The organism is Cupriavidus sp. D384 (assembly GCF_001652915.1).
In the GTDB taxonomy this organism is placed as follows: domain Bacteria; phylum Pseudomonadota; class Gammaproteobacteria; order Burkholderiales; family Burkholderiaceae; genus Cupriavidus.
In genome coordinates, this window is the sequence record NZ_BBQI01000020.1 from 39,540 (window position 1) to 57,157 (window position 17,618).

Here is a 17,618-nt window from a genome sequence, read left to right on the forward strand (position 1 = left end):
AAGAATTCGGGGTTCGGGCGCCTTCAACCACCTGACTGAAGATCCTCGAAAATCTGCTCGGCAAGGAAATCACACGGGGGACGCCTCGACTTCGAACTCCGGGCCAGAATCAGTTCCAGGGGTGGCAAGTCCGGCAATCCGTGCGACCGCCCAAGCAGCGTCAGATGCGGGGGAATCGCGCATTTGGCCAGCGCGGCAATCGCCAGGCCCGCATCCACCATGCTCAGCAGCCCCAGCAGGCTCGGGCTTTCATAGGACGTCCGATGGGGAATCCTGGCGCGATCAAGACTGCGGATGGTGTTCTCCCGCGCGACGCTCCCCGGCATGAACACGGCAATCGGCAATGGCCTGTCTTCCCAGATCCTTGGGCCGTTCGCCTTGGCTGCCCAGGCCATCGGCTCGTGTCGCAGGAAATCGCCGGATAGCCCCTTGACCCGTGTGCCGCAGGCCAGGTCGACCGTTCCGTCCTTGACCAGCGGCCCCAGGGCACTGCTGGGCAATCCCATGACCTGGATTTCTACTTTCGGGTAGGAAGCCGAGAACTTCTTGAGCACCGAGGGCAGCAGCGACGACGCATAGTCGTCAGGGACGCCGATCACGACCTTGCCGGTCACCTCCGGGCGCACCACCGCCGCCCAGGCTTCGTCGCGCAGCGACAACATCCGTCTGGCAAACCCCAACAGGACCTCGCCCTCGTGCGTCAACGCGACACTGCGTGCACGCCTCACGAAAAGCTGCCGGCCCAGCGATTCCTCAAGGGCCTTGATCTGCATGCTGACGGCCGACTGCGACCGGTTGACCGCCTCCGCGGCACGGCTCATGTTGCCGGTCTCTGCAATGGCGACCACGGTCGCGAGCACATCATGATCCAGGGTCTTCATAGGTATCAGGAAAACTGAACGTAACGATCAATATTATGCGTTTTTATTGTCGCAATGCCCATGCGATATTGCTTGCACGGGGGATGGAAAGACGGATGTGAAGGCGCGACCCAGTCGCTCTTTTCATCGCCCCCGCTGCTTTCGCCCAACATCAAGCGCCCCTGCATGAATACCCCAGGCAAACCCGCCGCCCTACTCGATCATCCCCTGCGTGCCTCGCTGGCCGCGGAACTGCATGCCCGTCCGTTCCTGCGCCTGACTGGCAGCGCGTCGGTCACGCACTACGCCATCTACACCGAGAGCAACCCGGCAGTGCATGAGCGCCTGCTGCGCGCGCTATGCGCGGAGACCGGCATGGCCTCGCCGCCGTCGGGCGCCCGGCACTACGCGGCGCAATCGGCCTTCGGCTGGCATCTGAAGTGGGAGCGACACACCGAATTCTCGACATTTACGTTTGTGGCGCCGCGCAGCGACCGGGCGTACTTTGACGATCTCGCCATCCGGGGCGTGCCGCCGCAATGGATCGAGATGCTGGGAGGCATGCGCTTTCATGCGTTGCGCATGGAACTGCTGCCGGCCGGCGCAGGCGAGGCCGTCTGCGCCCATCTGCGCGACTGGCTGGCTGGCCCTACGCTCGTCGGCAGCCACGTGCTGGACGGCGGCAAGGTGTTCAGCGACTGGAGTATTGGTGCGGACGGTCATATGCGCATCCTTGCCATCGACGACGACTTCCGGGAGGAGCAAGGCGGCAGGCTCCTGCAACGGCTCTACGAGATCGAGACGTATCGGATGATGGCGCTGCTTGCCCTACCGGTTGCGCGGAGCATGGGTGGCGACCTTGACGAGATCCACGCCGCGCTCCAGGCGCTCATGCGCAACATGAACACGCAACGTGCAGGGGAAAACGACGCGGAACTGCTGGTGCAGTTGACGGATCTGGCCGCCCGGGTGGAGTCGCTCGCCGAGCATGGCGGGCGTTTCAGCGCGTCGTGGGCCTATGAGCGGCTCGTTCTCGCGCGCATTCAGGAATTGCGGGAGCAACGCATCGAGGGCATGCCGATGATCTCCGAATTCATGGAGCGACGCTTCGCGCCGGCCATGGAGACGTGCAAGAGCGTCTGGATGCGGCATGAGCAGCTTGCCGCGCGCATTGCCCGCGCCGTGGACCTGCTGCGCACCCGGGTCAACCTGACCCAGGAGCGCGACGTCACCCGATTGCTCGCCGGACTGGACCAGACCTCGCGCAATCAGCTGCATCTCCAGCACGCTGTCGAAGGCCTGTCCGTCGCGGCCATCTCCTACTATGTCCTGTCGCTCGCGGCGGCCGGATTCAAGGCGCTGCACGTCATGCATCTTCCCATCGAGCCCGAACTGGCAGAGGGCCTGCTGATCGCGCCGGTGGTCCTGGCCGTTTTCTTCATTACCAAGCGCAGCCGGACCCGGCATGCCCACGGCGCCCGCCCGGCCCATGCGATCGGTGCCGCCCCGTCAGCGCCTACCCAGATCCTTTAGTCTTTCCAACGTTTCAGATCACCTGAAATCATGCTCACTGCCCAGTCCGCCAGCCCCAACCTTCTCGCCGGCGCGGTCCCTTTCGCATTGCGCCCGCTGACATCCGGCTTTCGCCCGAGCCTGCCCGGATCCGCCCATTTGTCACCGCCGCCGAGAAGGCAACGGACGCCGACCGAGGTACTGATCGACAATTCCAATGATCGGCCCGATATCTCGGCCATTGCCGTCCTGGGCTACAACTGATCGTCGGCAGACGCAATGACGGCACGCGGTGCGCGGGATGGCGTGAAGCATCGGCCAGCCCGCCAGCACTCAACCCTGATCGGTTTGCAGGAAAAACTCGACGCGCTCGTCGCTTGGGCCGGCTGCCTCGCCAAATGTCAGCCATCCGTGGCGACGTAGCGCGATCTCGTCACGACGCAGGACGAAGGGCGCCTCACCGTCAACACTGACATGGGTGCCGTTCGAGCTTCTGTCGACCAGCACATACCGCCCCGCGCGCGGCTCGACGACTGCCTGGAAGCGCGAGGCACGCCGATCCGCGACGACGATGGTCATGCTGCCATCGCGCCCGAGGGTTACCGGTGCTGACTCCGCGGTCATTTCCACCAGCGTTTCGCGATAACGCAGCGTGAGAAAGCCATATGCGACGGCACGCTGACTCGGCTCGGCGACCAGGGTGAGGTCGGTCCCCTCTTGCCAGATCGCCTCGAACAGCTCCACGGGCTGATCCCGCCCGCGCACCCGGATCGGATACAGGCTGCGTGTGCGCTGCTGCACACTGGCCGACAGGTGCCCCACCGTCTCCTTGCTGGTGATGACCTGCCCGCGCGACGCCAGGGTGGTGAGCCGGGCCGCGAGGTTCACGGTGTCGCCGAACACGTCGCCCGATGCCTCGCGCAGGAGCGGCCCATGGTGCAGCCCGATATGGACTGACATCGCCACCCCGGCCACCGGCGCCAGTTCCGAGACGGCCAGTTGCATGTCAATGGCTGCCAGCAGCGCCTTGTCTGCCGATGGGAACATGACCATAAGCTCATCGCCGATGGTCTTGATGACCTGGCCCTGCCAGGCGCCGGCACACGACGTCATCACCCGCATGCAGCGGCCAATGGCGGCCAGGGCCGCTGCGTCGCCCGCCAGTTCGTACAGCCGCGTACTCCCGCTGACATCGGCAAACATCACCGACCCCAACGAGGCGTCGCCTGGCGCTTGTTGATCCACCCCAGCCTGGTCCATGCCGGATCTCGTCCTGGTCCACATCGCCCGGCATCCGTGCCGGGCCCTCCTGCGCGCGCTGCAAGGGGGGCCACGCCAACCCGTGCGAGTCTGCACAGGAATTCTGGCACCGCGACCCCGGTAGCTCAACCCGAAAACGCACGCCCTGCCTTGCTCGCGGCACAGATCCCGCGTCTAATGAATGGATCCGGAGCATGCAGGTGGGAGGCGATATGCACTGCGCCGAATGCGACTTCGATAACCTTGCAGGCGCGAAGTTTTGCGAGGCATGCGGGGCGTCGCTTGGCCGGCGATGCCCGCACTGTGGCGAAAGCGCCAGCCCCACGGCAAGGTTCTGCCGGGCCTGTGGTACGCTACTGACTCACGCGCAGGCCACCGCTGCCCAAGCGAACGATCCCGCCGGCACAGTTGCCGCAATCTCCGCAATCTCCGAAGCCGGCACAACCGTCGGCCCCGGCGCGACCGGCCACGCCCGCGAGCTTGCCCCGGTTCACTACACGCCACCCCATCTGGCGCAGCGCATCCTTGCCGAGCAGGCGGCCATGGAAGCCCGCGGCGGCATTGGCGGCGAGCGCAAGACGATTACGGCGCTCTTTGCGGACATGGCGGGCTCCACGGCGTTGATCCAGGATCTCGACCCGGAAGAGGCGCGGCGCCTGATTGATCCGGTGGTGACGCTGATGATGGAAGCCGTGCATCACTACGAAGGCTACGTCGCCAAGTTTCTTGGCGACGGCATCCTGGCACTGTTTGGCGCCCCGATCGCCCACGAAGACCACGCGCTGCGGGCGTTGTACGCGGCGCTCAGGATGCAGGAGGCGATGCGCCGTCACAGCGACCGGATACGCCTCGAACAAGGCGTCCCGCTGCAGATTCGGGTGGGTATCCACACCGGCGAGGTGGTGGTGCGCTCGATCCGCAAGGACAATCTCCACACTGATTACGATCCGGTGGGACATACGATCCACATCGCGTCCCGGATGGAAGGGATCGCCACACCCGCGTCGATCCTGGTCAGCCCTTCGACGCACAAGCTGGCCGAAGGGTATTTCCAGTTCAAGGCCCTCGGTACCACACAGGTCAAAGGCGTGCGAGACCCGCTTGGCGTCTACGAAGTCCAGGGGCTAGGCGCCATGCGCACCCGGCTGCAGATCGCAGCGCACCGCGGTCTGGCAAGGTTTGTCGGCCGCGCGGATGAAATGCAGCGGTTGCAAGACGCCCTGGCGCGGGCCCGTGCCGGACATGGGCAGATTGTCGGCGTGCGCGGCGAGGCCGGAGTGGGCAAGTCGCGGCTGTTTCATGAGTTCAAGGCGCGCTCGCAGCAAGGCTGCCGGGTGCTGGAGACGTTTTCGGTCTCGCACGGCAAGGCGTTCGCCTATCTCCCGTTGATCGAACTCCTGAAGAACTACTTCCAGATGACCCCGCAGGACAGCGAGCGCAGCTGCCGTGAAAAGGTCACCGGCAGGCTGCTCACGCTGGACCGGTCGCTGGAAGGGCACCTCCCCTACCTGCTCTACCTGCTCGGCGCCAGCGATCCGGACGCGGCGCTGGCCACCATGGACCCGGTCCTGCGCCGCCAGCGTACCTTCGATGCCATTGCGCATCTGCTGGTCCGGGAAAGCCGCGATGCGCCATTGCTGGTGCTTTTCGAGGATCTTCAGTGGCTGGATAGCGAAACCGAGACGTTTCTCAATCTGCTCATCGACCACGTGCCCGCAGCGCAGATCCTGCTTCTGGTCAACTACCGCCCAGAGTACGTGCATGACTGGGGCGCCAGGCCCTGCTACACCCAACTGGATCTGGAACCGCTGGGCCCCGCCGAAGCCGAGGGCCTGCTCACCGCGCTGCTTGGCGATGACCGCAGTCTGGCGCCGCTCAAGCGTCTGGTGCTGGAAAAGACCGAAGGCAACCCGTTCTTCATGGAAGAAGTGGTCCAGACGCTCGTCGAGGAAGGCGCACTGCTTGGGCAGCCGGGCAGCTACCGCATCGCGCAGGCTCCGGCGCTGTTGCATATGCCGACCACGGTGCAGGGCGTGCTTGCCGCCCGGATCGACCGGCTGCCCCTCGCGCAGAAGGCGCTGCTGCAAACGCTCGCCATCATCGGCAAGGAGTTTCCGCTGGGCCTTGTCCGGCTGGTCAGTGCCGCCGATGAGCGCCAGTTGCGCCCGCTGCTCGCCGACTTGCAGGCGGCGGACTTCATCCACGAGCGCCCCGCGTTTCCCGAGGTCGAATACGCCTTCAAGCACGCACTCACGCAGGAGGTTGCCGCCAACTCGCTGCTGATCGAGCGGCGCAGCGCATTGCACGAGCGGACGGCCCAGGCGATCGAGACCCTGTTCCCGGACCAACTGAAAGACCACTGCGGCGAGCTGGCCCACCACTACAGCCTCAGCGGCAATGTTCCCAAGGCAATCGAGTACCTGCACGCCGCGGCCCAGCAGGCGCTGCAACGGTCGGCACAACCGGAGGCGATCCATCATCTCGACACGGCGCTCGAATTGATCAAACGCCTGCCCGATACGCCCGAACGCGCCCGCCAGGAGCTTACGCTGTTGCTGACGCTTGGGCCCACCCTTATGGGCATCCGCGGTCAGGCCTCCCCGGAGGTGGAAGCCACCTACCGGCGTGCGCTGGCCTTGTGCGAGCAAGGCGAGCAAAGCGCATACTACTTTTCCGCGCAACTCGGGTTGTGGGCCTTCTATCAGCTCCGGGCGCAATACAACGTCTCTTCGCCGCTGGCAAAGCGCCTCGTTGGTATGGCGTTGAGATCACAAAATCCCAATCAGCTGGCGGAGGGCCATCGCGTGGTCGGCGCCACGGCGTTCCGGCTCGGACACCTGGAACAAGCGCGCTCGCACATGGAACAGGTGCTGGCACTGCAACGCCCGGAGCCCCCCCAGTACGACTACATGATGGGATATGGGCGCGACCCGGCGGTCCATGCCACGAGCACGCTGGGCTGGATCCTCTGGCACCTGGGCCTGCCGGACCAGGCACGCGCCCGCTGCCACGAGGCGCTCGCGATGGCGCGCCAGCGCCCCGACACCGTCAATCTGGCGCTCTGCCTGATATTTGCCGCGGAAGTGCACCGGCGCTGCGGCGAGGCGCAACAAACCCGCGACTACGCGAAGGCGGCCGTTGCCGTGGCCTGTGAACAGGGATTTCCCATTTACCTGGCCTGGGCGACGGTGCTGCAAGGCTGGGAAATGGCTGTGCTTGGCGATCCGCAGAATGGGGTCGCGCAAATCCGCCAGGGCCTGGCAGCTTACGCCGCCACCGGCGCGTCGCTCGGGCGCCCGAATCTGCTGGCAATGCTGGCCGAAGCCTGCGGCAGGGCCGACGCCCCCGAGGCGGGTCTCGCAACGCTCGCCGAGGCCCTGGATTTCGTCCGCGAGACCGGGGAACGCATCGACGAAGCCATGTTGCACCGCCTGCGGGGTGAATTGATGCTGGAGTTGCCCCACCATGAGGCACATGCCGAGGAGTGTTTCCAGCAGGCCATGGCGGTGGCGCGGGACCAGGGCGCCAAGGCCCTGGCGCTGCAGGCCGCTGTACGCCTGGCAGGGATGCGCCAACAACAAGGCCGGCCGGACGCAGCGCGGGAGATCCTGGCCCCGCTCCTCAGCGGCTTCACCGAAGGCTTCGACCTGGCAGACTGGCAGCAAGCCAAGGTCCTGCTCGATCTCTCGCACGCCTAGCCACATGCCACCCGCCGTCGCCCCCGCCCCTGTGATGGCACCCCGAGCAGCTCACGCGATGCACAGCCGGTTCGTGGCATTGTGGTCGCGCGCTGGCGGCAGTCAGGCCGAGGCGGTCTATGCAGCGCTCGCCGCCCGCTATGCGGAGCCTGCGCGGCACTATCACACGCTGCAGCATGTCCGGCGGTGTCTGCGCGACCTGGACTGGGCACGCAGCGCAATCGCCGACGGCGATGCCGAAGCCGTGGAACTGGCGCTCTGGTATCACGACGTGGTCTACACCCCTGGCGCCACCGACAACGAAGACCGCAGTGCAGAATGGCTCCGGCAAACCGCCAGAGACGGGGCAGGGGCCGGGATCGACGGTGAGCCGGACGTCGGGAATGGCATTGCCGGGATCGAACGCGTCGCGCGCTTGATTCTCGACACGTCGCATACCCACGCGCCAGCGGACGCCGCAGGCTGTTTTGTGGTCGACATCGACCTGGCGGTGCTCGGCTATCCGCGCCCATGGTTCTGCGGCGATGCCGTGCGTTTGCGTGCGGAGCGTCCCGATCTCGATGCGGTGACCTATGACCGCCGCGAACGGGCATTCCTCGGTTCACTGCTGGCGCGACCGCGCATCTATCTGACCGAGCCGTTTTACAACCGCTATGAAACCCGCGCCCGCCGGAATCTGGCATGGCGCATGGACCAGCCGTCACTCCCGGACCCATCGTCGCCGCTCAAAGGAACTCTGCCTTGATGTCGATACTCGAGTGCTGGCCGATGCTCTCGTAGTTCCGCGCAAGCCATGCTTCGGCCTGCGCCCGGCCCTGATCGCGCAACTGGCACAGGAACGACCAATCGCCGTTGTATTTGCTCGACACATGCAGCGCGGCCATGGTGTCGTCGGATCGGATCGAGTGAATCAACATCTCCTTCATGTCGTCCCCGTCCACCCGGCCCTGCTGGATCAAGGCAGTCACAAAGGCAATCGCGCGCATTTCGCGCATCAGCGACGAATTGAAGCTGACTTCATTGAGCCGGTTGAGGATGTCGGCGGCCGTAGTGGGCACGCCCCGGCGAATGATCGGATTGATGTGCACGATCACCACGTCCCGCGTCTCGCATTCATAGATCAGCGGAAAGATCGCCGGGTTGCCGACGTAGCCGCCATCCCAGTAATACTGCCCTTCGATGCTCACCGCCTGGAAAAGTGTTGGCAGACAGGCGGATGCCAGCACCGCCTCGACGCACACATCCGCGCCGGAGAAGAGGCGAATCCGGCCGGTCTCGACATTGGTCGCGCACAGGAACAAGCGGATCGGGCACTGCTGGCGCAACCCCTCGAAATCCACCTGCTGCTCGAGCACATCGCGCAGCGGATTCATGTTGTACGGATTGAACTGGTAAGGGGACAGTACCCGCAGCGCCATATCGGCCACGGCATACAGCGGCGAGTAGTTCAATCCAAAGCTATGGCTGCCCTTGATCCATGGGATCCATCGCAGGGGGCTGTAGCGCCGCGCCGATTCGGCGATGGCCAGCCAGAACGTATGCAGCGCCTCGCGCGCGCCCGCCGGGCCACCACGCCGCAGCCCATTGGCGAGCACGACGGCATTCATGGCGCCAGCGCTGGTGGCACTCACGCCCTCGATGGCAAGCCTGCCGTCCTCAAGCAGTTGGTCGAGGACGCCCCAGGTGAAGGCGCCATGCATGCCGCCGCCCTGTAACGCCAACGCCACAGGCTTTGCGTTCTTGCCGTCCATGCTGCCCCTCCCGGCTGGGCGGCGTGCTCCCGCCCCTTTCTGGCCGCGTATTTGCTGTGCGTTTTGGCTGCCGTACCGCACATATGCCTGCCGCACCGGCCATTGCCCGCGCTGGCCACTATCCTGAAAGTGTAGTGAAGATGCGCCGCCTGCTGGCTCCGCTGTGACATGTGGCGGCCACGGCATCACCGCCCGGGCATATTGCACCGCACCAGCGCGGCCAGTATCATGCGCGATTCGAAAATTTTGCGCACACTGGTGGCTGCGGGAGGGCATGCTGGCCTCGACAGCCCAGGCGCCGGCCTGTGCGCCGTCCACGATTTGTCCGCACCCCCCGCAGGCACAACGCCAGTCTCATGGCCGCGGCAATCGGCGGCCACCTGCCCAGGAGCACGTATTGACTCATCCGGATCGCGACCTTGAACCCTCCAGCTTGATTCCGGTCAGCGCCAAGCCCAACCGCCGTCGGCCCACGGGCAAGACGCCGGCCACGGGCGCGCTGTCGGACAAGGCGTCCATCGCCCGCCAGGACGCAGAGCGTCAGGGGCAGATGCGCGCGCTGATCGCACTCGGCCGGGAACGCGGCTATCTCACCCACGCGGATATCAACGACCACCTGCCGGATAACGTGACGCCGGCAGCGATGGACACCATCGTCAGCACGTTCAGTGACATGGGCGTGTCCGTGTACGAACAGGCGCCGGATGCCGAAACGCTCCTGCTGAACGATGCCCCGTCCACCACCTCCGATGATCAGGCGGACGAAGAAGCGGAAGCGGCACTCTCGACGGTCGATTCGGAATTTGGCCGTACCACGGATCCTGTCCGGCTGTACATGCGCGAAATGGGCTCCAGCGAACTGCTGACCCGTGCCGGCGAAATCGGTGTCGCCAAGCGCATCGAAAGTGGCCTCCAGGACATGATCCAGGCCATCGCCGCTTGCCCGTCCGTGGTGTCCATGATCCTGGCCGATGTGGACCGCATCGTCGCCGGCGAATTGCGCATCGACGAACTGGTCGACGGTATCAGCGACCCCGCGGACAGCCCTGCCACCGAAGATGGTGAGATGTCTGATGACGCGACGGCGGCTGCCGACGATGCCGACGCCGACGCGTCGGATGACGCCGACGACGCATCGGACGATGAAGAGGACGACGCTGGCGGCGGGGATTCGGAAAAAGCGAACGCCGCCCGCCTCGAACAGCTCACGGCCGACAGCCTGGTGATTTTTGCGCGCGTTCGTGCGCTGTTCGAACAGGTGCCCGAGGGCCCCGTGACGGGCGAGGCGCGCTCCGCCGCCATCGCGCGCGTGCGCGAGGACATCCAGCGCGAACTGGCGCCGATCCGCTTTACGGCCAAGATGATCGACAGCCTGTGTGCGAGCGTGCACGACCAGGTGGCCGCGGTGCGGACCATCGAGCGCAGCATCCTGGAAATTGCGGTCGAACGTTGCGGCATGCCGCGCGAGGCCTTTATCGCATCCTTCCCTGGCAACGAAACCGACCTGGAATGGACGCGCCGCACCGCCGCCACGTCGCGCGAGTTTGGCCCGGCACTCGAACGGCACCTGCCGGCCATCCAGGCAGGCCAGCAGAAACTCATCGATATCGAAACAAAGGTTGCGCTACCGCTGCAGCAGCTCAAGCAGATCAACCGCCAGATGAGCGCCGCCGAGCTGAAAATGCGGCAAGCCAAGCGCGAGATGATCGAAGCCAACCTGCGGCTCGTCATTTCCATTGCCAAGAAATACGTGAACCGGGGGATGATGTTCCTGGACCTCATCCAGGAGGGCAATATCGGCCTCATGAAGGCCGTGGACAAGTTCGAATACCGGCGCGGCTGGAAATTCTCGACCTACGCCACCTGGTGGGTCCGTCAGGCCGTGACGCGGGCGCTGGCCGATCAGGCCCGGACGATTCGTGTGCCGGTCCACATGATCGAATCCATCAACAAGCTCAATCGGATCTCGCGGGAGATCCTGCAGCAGACCGGGCAGGAACCCGATCCGGCCGTGTTGGCCGAGCGTATGGAGATGTCCGAGGAAAAGGTACGCGGGATGCTCAAGATCGCGCGGCAGCCGATTTCGCTTGAAACGCCGGTGGGCGACGACGGCGACGCGACGCTGGGCGACATGATCGAGGATGATGCGGCCAGTTCGCCGGCAGAAGCCGCCATTATGTCCGGCCTGCGCGCCCAGATCGAATCGGCCCTCGACGAGTTGTCGCCGCGCGAGGCCAAGGTCCTGCGGATGCGATTTGGCCTGGATATGAGCACCGAGCACACGCTGGAAGAAGTCGGCAAGCAATTCGACGTCACCCGCGAGCGAATTCGCCAGATTGAAGCCAAGGCGATGCGCAAGCTCAAGCATCCCAGCCGGGCCGACAAGCTCAAGCCGTTTCTCGATCGTTGAACCCGGGCGGAGTTGATTCTCCGCTCTTTCGCCCCCCTGGCGGGTCCGGAACCGGCCAGGGCCGTCTGACTTCGCCCCCGTTTTCAGGGCGGCAATACGCTCAAGCCCGACGCCCCGCTGGAGGTCGCCCTGCGCACGCTCCTGAGAACACCGTTCGCGTCAAACTCGAACAGCACCGTCGACGACCGGATCTTGCCGCCAGCAAACAGAGGGCCAACGATCGGGAGAAAGCTCTCCGGGTGCGTCTGGGAACTCGCAAACGAATAGATCAGGATTGTCGTTCCGTTGCTTAGCGTTGCCTGGGAGGTCGGCCCGCCAATCAGGTTGACGACGTCCTCCTGCGTGGAGAAACCCGGCAGGAAGTCCTCCAGTTGCTCCGGCCTGACCTCCACCCCCGTCGAGACACAGCCTCCCATCAGCCCACCGATCAGGCCGCACACCAGTGTCAATGCGAGAACCCGATTCATGTCGTTGCTGCCCTGTCCCGGTACCCCGGCACTCAACATTTGAACTGCCTGGGCAACGCGCCTGACGTGAATGTTCGACACCGTTGCCGATGCGCAAGGGGGCACGCAAAGGGGGCACTTCCAGCCGCACGACCAGGCGTTGCACATTGGGGATGCACCGTCGCACATGCAGCATGGCCTCACGGTAGCGCCCACGCGTCGGTTGCCCTTGCCTCACTTCAGGCTATACCGCAGCGCCCGCCATGCAAGGTGAATGAACCCTGCCTGCCCCGTCGCCATGGATCCCTGGCCGCCCGGGAGGTCCGGGGGCCGGGCCCGATTCGGGCGCCCTCGTTTTTGGTACCATCCAGCCCCAAAACAAGCGCGCATACCTGAGGAACGCGGCACCATGAGCAAGACTGGCGATTTCGCTGTGAGATTTCTAACGATCCCTGCGGTGATGGCGTGCTCGCTGCTGGCAGCTTGCACGACACCAGCGCCCACCCATTCCGGGCGTCAACTGTCTACGTACGATATGTCGACGGAATATGCGACCGAATACTCGCCGGACGGGTTCACCTTGCTGGTCCACCACCGCTATCAGCAATTTACGATGCTGCGCAGCACCGCGGCGGCCGAGTGCAAAACGGCCGCCAGCAGTGTGGCCACCAGTCTGGCAGACCGATGGAACCGCAAGGTCGCGCCAATGGACGACAGTCGCGTCCAGCTGAATACCAGCAGAAACTGGCTCGGGAAAATCACGGAATGTTCGGCAAAGGTGCCGGTCGTCTGGCAACGCTAAGGCGCACACCGGTTCACGTGCTTTCGTGGCATCCGCATCCGGACTTGCCAACCAGACTTGCCAACCGCATCGGTCAGTCCCCGAGAAAGATTCGTCTCTGCGCATTGTCGATGTGACGCCGCATGGCCTCCGCCGCCTGTATCGGCGATCGCTCGGCGATGGCGTCGATGATGGCGCGGTGCTCGGCCTGGACCACGTCAAATCGGGCCGCCACGCGCGCCTGCCCAAGGTTACGCGCCAGCTCCATGCACTGGCGGATGGGGCCGAGGGCATGCTCGATGGTCGAGACGAAGAACGGGTTGTGCGATGCGCGGGCAATGGCCAGGTGCAACTGCAGGTCTTCTTCGACGCCCATCGCCCCGCTTTCCTGCGTACGGTCCAGTGCGCCGTACGCAGCGCGGATGGTGTCAAGATCGGCGTCGGTGCGCATCTGGGCGGCAATCTCGGCCGCGCCAACTTCCACGCAAAGGCGAAACGCATAGTAGTGCTGGATATCGGCAATGCTCTGGATCTGCGGGCTGGCGCTTGCCTGGCTGCGCACGGGCATGCGCTGCACAAAGCTGCCCGAGCCGCGGCGTGACACCACAATGCCTTCCGAGCGCAAGCGCGACAGCGCCTCGCGCACCGTGGTGCGCGATACCGCGTACCGGTTTGCCAGATCCACTTCCGTCGGCAATTTCTGGTCCGCGGCGAACTCGCCGCGCAGGATGGCAGCAATGATCAGCTTGCAGACCTGCTCAGAACGGCTGGTGGCGTCGCTGGCCGTCAATACGATGTCTTCCAAGCGTTCTTCCCATTGAATTTGAAGCCGTGTGCCGGTGGTCCGGCAACTTGTCCGAACTTGTCACACTACCATACCGCGCCTGACTATTTGAAGCCACCAAAGTGTGGTCATCGTACGTCACAAAATTCGCCGAATACGGCACTTTTTAGATCGGGTATACCCCGGATTCCTGCTTTCTACGTTGACTTCATCGTCGATACCCACGAAAGTTGCCGGACTTAAGCACAAAGTTGTCGGACTAATCATGCGTTTTACGTTGTACGACGTCGCATAAATACCGGCAGATCGATCGAGAACATCTCCCGGAGTTTTATCGTGACCAGGATTGCATTGAGCGGCGCGGGCGGCCAGTTGGGCAAATTGCTCCGCGTAGTATTGCCCACGCGCGGCTACCAGTTGCGGGCATCGGGGCACACCACGCCACTCCCCCCGCTGACCGAAGGTGAGGACGTGATGCACGGCGATTTGCGCGATCCCGCCGTCGTGGATCGGCTACTGCAAGATGCGGACGTACTCATTCACATGGCCGGCACCAGCGTAGAGCGCCCGCTGCCGGAAATCATCGACAACAACCTGCGCTCGCTCTACGAGATCTACGAAGGCGCACGCCGCCAACGTGTGCGCCGCGTGATTTTTGCCAGTTCCAACCATGCCATCGGCATGTACCCGGTGACCGAGACGTTACGCACGGACTGCGAATTCCGGCCCGACGGCTTCTACGGGCTGAGCAAGATGTGGGGCGAAGGCATGGCGCGCCTTTACTGGGACAAGCACGGCATCGAGACCGTCTGCATCCGCATTGGCAGTTGCGTGGAGCGCCCGAACGAGCCCCGTCACCTGAGCACGTGGCTTGGGCACGACGATTTCGTGCATCTCGTCGACCGGAGCATCAAGGCGGCCGATGTGGGCTTTGCCGTGGTGTGGGGCGTATCGGCCAACACGCGCAGCTACTGGGATAACCGCGAGGCTGCTGCGCGCCTGCAATACCTGCCGACACAGAACGCCGAGGATTTTGCCGACGACATCCTGTCACGCCCCGATCCGCTCGACGCCGTTGCACGGCGGCATCAGGGCGGCAGCTTCGCCAGCATCGACTACACGGCGCCGGAGGATCGCCCGGGGCGCTGATCACGCCTCGTCTTCCGCCAACGCCAAAGAACAAGACGCGGCGACGCGCGCCGCGACGGACAAGACAGTAACCGAGGAGACAAACGATGAAATGTATCAAGGGCATGCGCTGGTGGATGGTCAGCCTGGTCACAATGGGCCTGATCGTCAACTATCTGGCGCGCAATACGCTGTCGGTAGCCGCGCCGACCATGATGACCGAGCTGAACATGACCACGCAGCAGTACTCCTACGTGGTGGTGGCATGGCAGGTCTGTTATGCGCTGATGCAACCGGTGGCGGGCCTGGTGCTCGACGCCATCGGCACCAAGATCGGTTTTGGCATTTTTGCCCTGGCCTGGTCGCTGGCGTGCGCGGCGGCGGCGCTGGCCACGGGCTGGCAGGGCATGGCGTTCTTCCGCGGCCTGCTCGGGCTTACCGAGGCGGCCGGCATTCCGGGAGGCGTGAAGGCCACCACCGAGTGGTTTCCGGCCAAGGAAAGATCGGTCGCCATCGGCTGGTTCAACATCGGTTCATCGATTGGTGCACTCTGCGCCCCGCCGCTCGTGGTCTGGACGATCCTGCATGGCGGCTGGCAGTTGTCGTTCGTGGTGGTTGGCGTGCTTGGAGTGGCATGGACCGCGCTATGGGCACTGTTCTACAAGCATCCGAAGCAACAGAAGCGTTTGTCCGACGAAGAGCGCGAGTACATCCTGGCCGGACAGGAATCGCTGCACAAGGACAGCAGCGCGCCCAAGGCTAGCTGGCTGCAAATCGTGCGTGGCCGTAATTTCTGGTCGATCGCGATTCCGCGTTTCCTGTCGGAACCCGCATGGCAGACGTTCAACGCCTGGATTCCGCTCTACATGGCTACCGAGCGCCATATGAACATCAAGGAAATTGCGATGTTCGCGTGGCTGCCGTTCCTGGCCGCCGACATCGGCTGCGTGCTGGGCGGCTACCTGAGCCCGTGGTTCCACAAGCATCTGAAGGTATCACTGTTCACGTCGCGCAAGCTCGTGATGCTGGTCGGCTGCCTGTCCATGATCGGCCCCGCATGCGTCGGACTGGTCGATAGCCCTTATGCGGCCATTGCGCTGCTGTGCGTCGGCGGGTTCGCCCACCAGACGCTTTCCGGCGCGCTGTATTCGATCACGTCCGACGTGTTCGGCAAGAACGAGGTGGCCACCGCCACGGGTCTGGCAGGCATGACCGGCTATCTGGGCGCCACGCTGTTCACCCTGGTGTTCGGCCTGGCCGTCACGCATATCGGCTACAGCCCGCTGTTCGTGGTGTTGGCCGTGTTCGACCTGGTGGCGGCGGCCGTCGTGTTCGTGATGGCACGCGAACGCGTGGCGCCCGCCGCACCGAACCCCGGCATGCAGTCGACACCGGCCCATTCCTGACCCCGCGGTCAGTCCCAGTCCGCGCTCTGCACTCCTTCCGAAGTACCGGCAGTGCCCGCTACGGCCCGAACGCATCCGCGTTCGCGGCCCGGGCGCATGCCGTCTGCGCTTTCCCGCTTTCTCGCTTTCCCCAATTCCAACGCAAAACGATGCAAAAACAACGAGGAGAACCCACGATGACACTGAAATGGCAAGTTGCAGCATTGAGCCTGCTGGCAGCAAGCGCCGCCAGCGCACAATCCAGCGTGACGCTGTACGGCGTAGCCGACGCCGGTATCGAGTACACGAACAAGTCCGCGCCCACGGCCGCCGGCACCAGCGGCGGCAGCGCAATGCGCGTCACGTCCGGCAACCAATCCGGATCGCGCTGGGGCATGCGCGGCGTGGAGGACTTGGGTGGTGGCCTCAAGACCCTGTTTGTGCTGGAAAGCGGCGTCAACTTCGACACCGGTACGTCGGGCCAGGGCGGCCGCCTGTTCGGTCGTAACGCCTATGTCGGCCTGCAAGGTCCGTACGGCACGTTCTCGCTCGGCCGCCACACCACGCCTTACTTCGACTTCGGCCTGCTCTACGATCCGATGGCGATCTCCACGCGCTATGGCATCACGTCCATCGCGCCGGAATTCGGCTCGCGTGCGGACAACAGCGGCAAGTACATCGGCACCTTCGGCGGCCTGACGGTGTCCGCCCTGTACAGCTTCACAAACAACGGCACGGAGATTCCCGGCAACTTTACCAACGGACGGGAGTACAGCTTCTCGGCCACCTATGCCACGGGCCCGCTGTCCATCGGCGCGATCTACGACCAGGCAAACAATGTGGGGGATGCGAGCGCACAACTCATCCGCCGCGCGTCGGCAGCGGGATCGTATTCGTTTGGTGCGGCCAAGGCGTACGCGGGCTATCGCTGGGCCAAGGCATTCAATGGCGCCACGCTGCCAGGCGGCCAGTTCGCGAATGGTGGTTCCAATCTGTATTGGGCTGGGCTCGGCTATCAGTTCACGCCGGCATTTTCGGTGATTGGCGCCGCGTATTACCAGGACTTCCGCAATTCCGGCGCCGATCCGTGGGACTTTGTCGCCACGGCCGACTACGCGTTCTCCAAGCGGACGGACGTCTATCTCTCCGTGTCGTACGTGAAGAACAAGAACAACTCGAATCTTGGCGTGAACGGCTTTAACACCAACAGCCCGACGGACAGCGCCTTCGTCCAGAACGGCGCCAATCAGTTTGGCGCCACGATGGGCATTCGCCACAAGTTCTGACCCGGCTTTTCCTGTCGTAGACAGAATCACGCGCAGCTCTCCGCGCGACATCTATTCGATGAGGCGGGCCTTTCCGAAGGCCGCCTCGTCGTCCAAATTGTCGGGCTGTGCTTTTCGAACTTGTTCTATGGACAGGGCGCGCGCAGCCCGGCCTTTGCACCGGGGCAGGAAGGGAAATGGAACCGAACCGGCGACGGCCATTTCGCCATCCCTGCGCACGATCGCATTTCATTCGCACCAAAGCAAAACCCCCAAGCTTTCGGGCTTGGGGGTTCTGGGTATAAGAGCCTGGCGATGACCTACTTTCACACGGGTAG

General features: G+C 64.2%; 14 protein-coding genes. 9 read left to right on the forward strand and 5 right to left on the reverse strand.

What is annotated here, in order from left to right; genetic code table 11:
* Positions 1-23: 23 nt before the first annotated feature.
* Complete coding sequence (locus A9J21_RS08905) at positions 24-881, reverse strand: LysR family transcriptional regulator (RefSeq protein WP_066734221.1); 858 nt, start codon at positions 879-881, stop codon at positions 24-26.
* A 165-nt stretch (positions 882-1,046) separates the two neighbouring features.
* Between A9J21_RS08905 and A9J21_RS08910 the strand changes: the two genes are divergently transcribed.
* On the forward strand, positions 1,047-2,393 hold the full coding sequence (locus tag A9J21_RS08910; protein WP_066734224.1) for a DUF3422 family protein: 1,347 nt from the start codon (positions 1,047-1,049) through the stop codon (positions 2,391-2,393).
* 30 nt (positions 2,394-2,423) lie between these two features.
* On the forward strand, positions 2,424-2,636 hold the full coding sequence (locus A9J21_RS31455) for a hypothetical protein (protein WP_156545751.1): 213 nt from the start codon (positions 2,424-2,426) through the stop codon (positions 2,634-2,636).
* A 69-nt stretch (positions 2,637-2,705) separates the two neighbouring features.
* Here A9J21_RS31455 and A9J21_RS08915 read toward each other — a convergent pair whose 3' ends face one another.
* The gene (locus tag A9J21_RS08915; protein ID WP_231906862.1) at positions 2,706-3,632 is read right to left on the reverse strand and encodes an adenylate/guanylate cyclase domain-containing protein; all 927 of its coding nucleotides are present in this window, start codon (positions 3,630-3,632) and stop codon (positions 2,706-2,708) included.
* Positions 3,633-3,844: 212 nt separating this feature from the next.
* On the opposite strand from A9J21_RS08915, the gene A9J21_RS08920 reads away from it, so the two are divergent.
* The gene (locus tag A9J21_RS08920; protein WP_066734256.1) at positions 3,845-7,330 is read left to right on the forward strand and encodes an adenylate/guanylate cyclase domain-containing protein; all 3,486 of its coding nucleotides are present in this window, start codon (positions 3,845-3,847) and stop codon (positions 7,328-7,330) included.
* 58 nt (positions 7,331-7,388) lie between these two features.
* The gene (locus A9J21_RS08925; RefSeq protein ID WP_156545753.1) at positions 7,389-8,075 is read left to right on the forward strand and encodes a hypothetical protein; all 687 of its coding nucleotides are present in this window, start codon (positions 7,389-7,391) and stop codon (positions 8,073-8,075) included.
* Here A9J21_RS08925 and A9J21_RS08930 read toward each other — a convergent pair.
* On the reverse strand, positions 8,056-9,081 hold the full coding sequence (locus A9J21_RS08930; protein WP_066734229.1) for a patatin-like phospholipase family protein: 1,026 nt from the start codon (positions 9,079-9,081) through the stop codon (positions 8,056-8,058). The genes A9J21_RS08925 and A9J21_RS08930 overlap by 20 nt on opposite strands.
* 397 nt (positions 9,082-9,478) lie before the next feature.
* On the opposite strand from A9J21_RS08930, the gene rpoD reads away from it, so the two are divergent.
* Positions 9,479-11,491 carry an RNA polymerase sigma factor RpoD gene (rpoD, locus tag A9J21_RS08935; protein ID WP_066734232.1) on the forward strand — a complete coding sequence of 671 codons (2,013 nt, stop codon included), beginning with the start codon at positions 9,479-9,481 and terminating at the stop codon, positions 11,489-11,491.
* Between the two features lie 83 nt (positions 11,492-11,574).
* Here the strand turns inward: rpoD and A9J21_RS08940 are convergent, their stop codons facing one another.
* On the reverse strand, positions 11,575-11,958 hold the full coding sequence (locus tag A9J21_RS08940; protein ID WP_066734258.1) for a hypothetical protein: 384 nt from the start codon (positions 11,956-11,958) through the stop codon (positions 11,575-11,577).
* Between the two features lie 388 nt (positions 11,959-12,346).
* Here A9J21_RS08940 and A9J21_RS08950 point away from each other — a divergent pair, with 388 nt between their 5' ends.
* Positions 12,347-12,739, forward strand: a complete 393-nt coding sequence (locus A9J21_RS08950; protein WP_231906864.1) for a hypothetical protein — start codon at positions 12,347-12,349, stop codon at positions 12,737-12,739.
* 73 nt (positions 12,740-12,812) lie between these two features.
* Here A9J21_RS08950 and A9J21_RS08955 read toward each other — a convergent pair whose 3' ends face one another.
* Positions 12,813-13,523, reverse strand: coding sequence for a FadR/GntR family transcriptional regulator (locus tag A9J21_RS08955; protein WP_231906865.1), 711 nt, complete (start codon positions 13,521-13,523; stop codon positions 12,813-12,815).
* A gap of 315 nt (positions 13,524-13,838) precedes the next feature.
* On the opposite strand from A9J21_RS08955, the gene A9J21_RS08960 reads away from it, so the two are divergent.
* The 3 genes from A9J21_RS08960 (at position 13,839) to A9J21_RS08970 (ending at position 17,301) form a co-directional block, all read left to right on the forward strand.
* Positions 13,839-14,651 carry an NAD(P)-dependent oxidoreductase gene (locus A9J21_RS08960; RefSeq protein ID WP_066734237.1) on the forward strand — a complete coding sequence of 271 codons (813 nt, stop codon included), beginning with the start codon at positions 13,839-13,841 and terminating at the stop codon, positions 14,649-14,651.
* Positions 14,652-14,737: 86 nt separating this feature from the next.
* On the forward strand, positions 14,738-16,036 hold the full coding sequence (locus A9J21_RS08965; protein WP_066734240.1) for an MFS transporter: 1,299 nt from the start codon (positions 14,738-14,740) through the stop codon (positions 16,034-16,036).
* A 176-nt stretch (positions 16,037-16,212) separates the two neighbouring features.
* Positions 16,213-17,301, forward strand: coding sequence for a porin (locus tag A9J21_RS08970; protein ID WP_066734243.1), 1,089 nt, complete (start codon positions 16,213-16,215; stop codon positions 17,299-17,301).
* Positions 17,302-17,618 lie beyond the last annotated feature (317 nt).

Bases quoted from the DNA above. Each gene is read 5' to 3' on its own strand.
- A9J21_RS08965 (WP_066734240.1), top strand. From the start codon at position 14,738: ATGAAATGTATCAAGGGCATGCGCTGGTGGATGGTCAGCCTGGTCACA.
- A9J21_RS31455 (WP_156545751.1), top strand. From the start codon at position 2,424: ATGCTCACTGCCCAGTCCGCCAGCCCCAACCTTCTCGCCGGCGCGGTC.
- A9J21_RS08925 (WP_156545753.1), top strand. From the start codon at position 7,389: ATGCACAGCCGGTTCGTGGCATTGTGGTCGCGCGCTGGCGGCAGTCAG.
- A9J21_RS08930 (WP_066734229.1), bottom strand. From the start codon at position 9,081: ATGGACGGCAAGAACGCAAAGCCTGTGGCGTTGGCGTTACAGGGCGGC.
- A9J21_RS08950 (WP_231906864.1), top strand. From the start codon at position 12,347: ATGAGCAAGACTGGCGATTTCGCTGTGAGATTTCTAACGATCCCTGCG.
- A9J21_RS08910 (WP_066734224.1), top strand. From the start codon at position 1,047: ATGAATACCCCAGGCAAACCCGCCGCCCTACTCGATCATCCCCTGCGT.
- A9J21_RS08905 (WP_066734221.1), bottom strand. From the start codon at position 881: ATGAAGACCCTGGATCATGATGTGCTCGCGACCGTGGTCGCCATTGCA.
- A9J21_RS08970 (WP_066734243.1), top strand. From the start codon at position 16,213: ATGACACTGAAATGGCAAGTTGCAGCATTGAGCCTGCTGGCAGCAAGC.
- A9J21_RS08920 (WP_066734256.1), top strand. From the start codon at position 3,845: ATGCACTGCGCCGAATGCGACTTCGATAACCTTGCAGGCGCGAAGTTT.
- A9J21_RS08915 (WP_231906862.1), bottom strand. From the start codon at position 3,632: ATGGACCAGGCTGGGGTGGATCAACAAGCGCCAGGCGACGCCTCGTTG.
- A9J21_RS08940 (WP_066734258.1), bottom strand. From the start codon at position 11,958: ATGAATCGGGTTCTCGCATTGACACTGGTGTGCGGCCTGATCGGTGGG.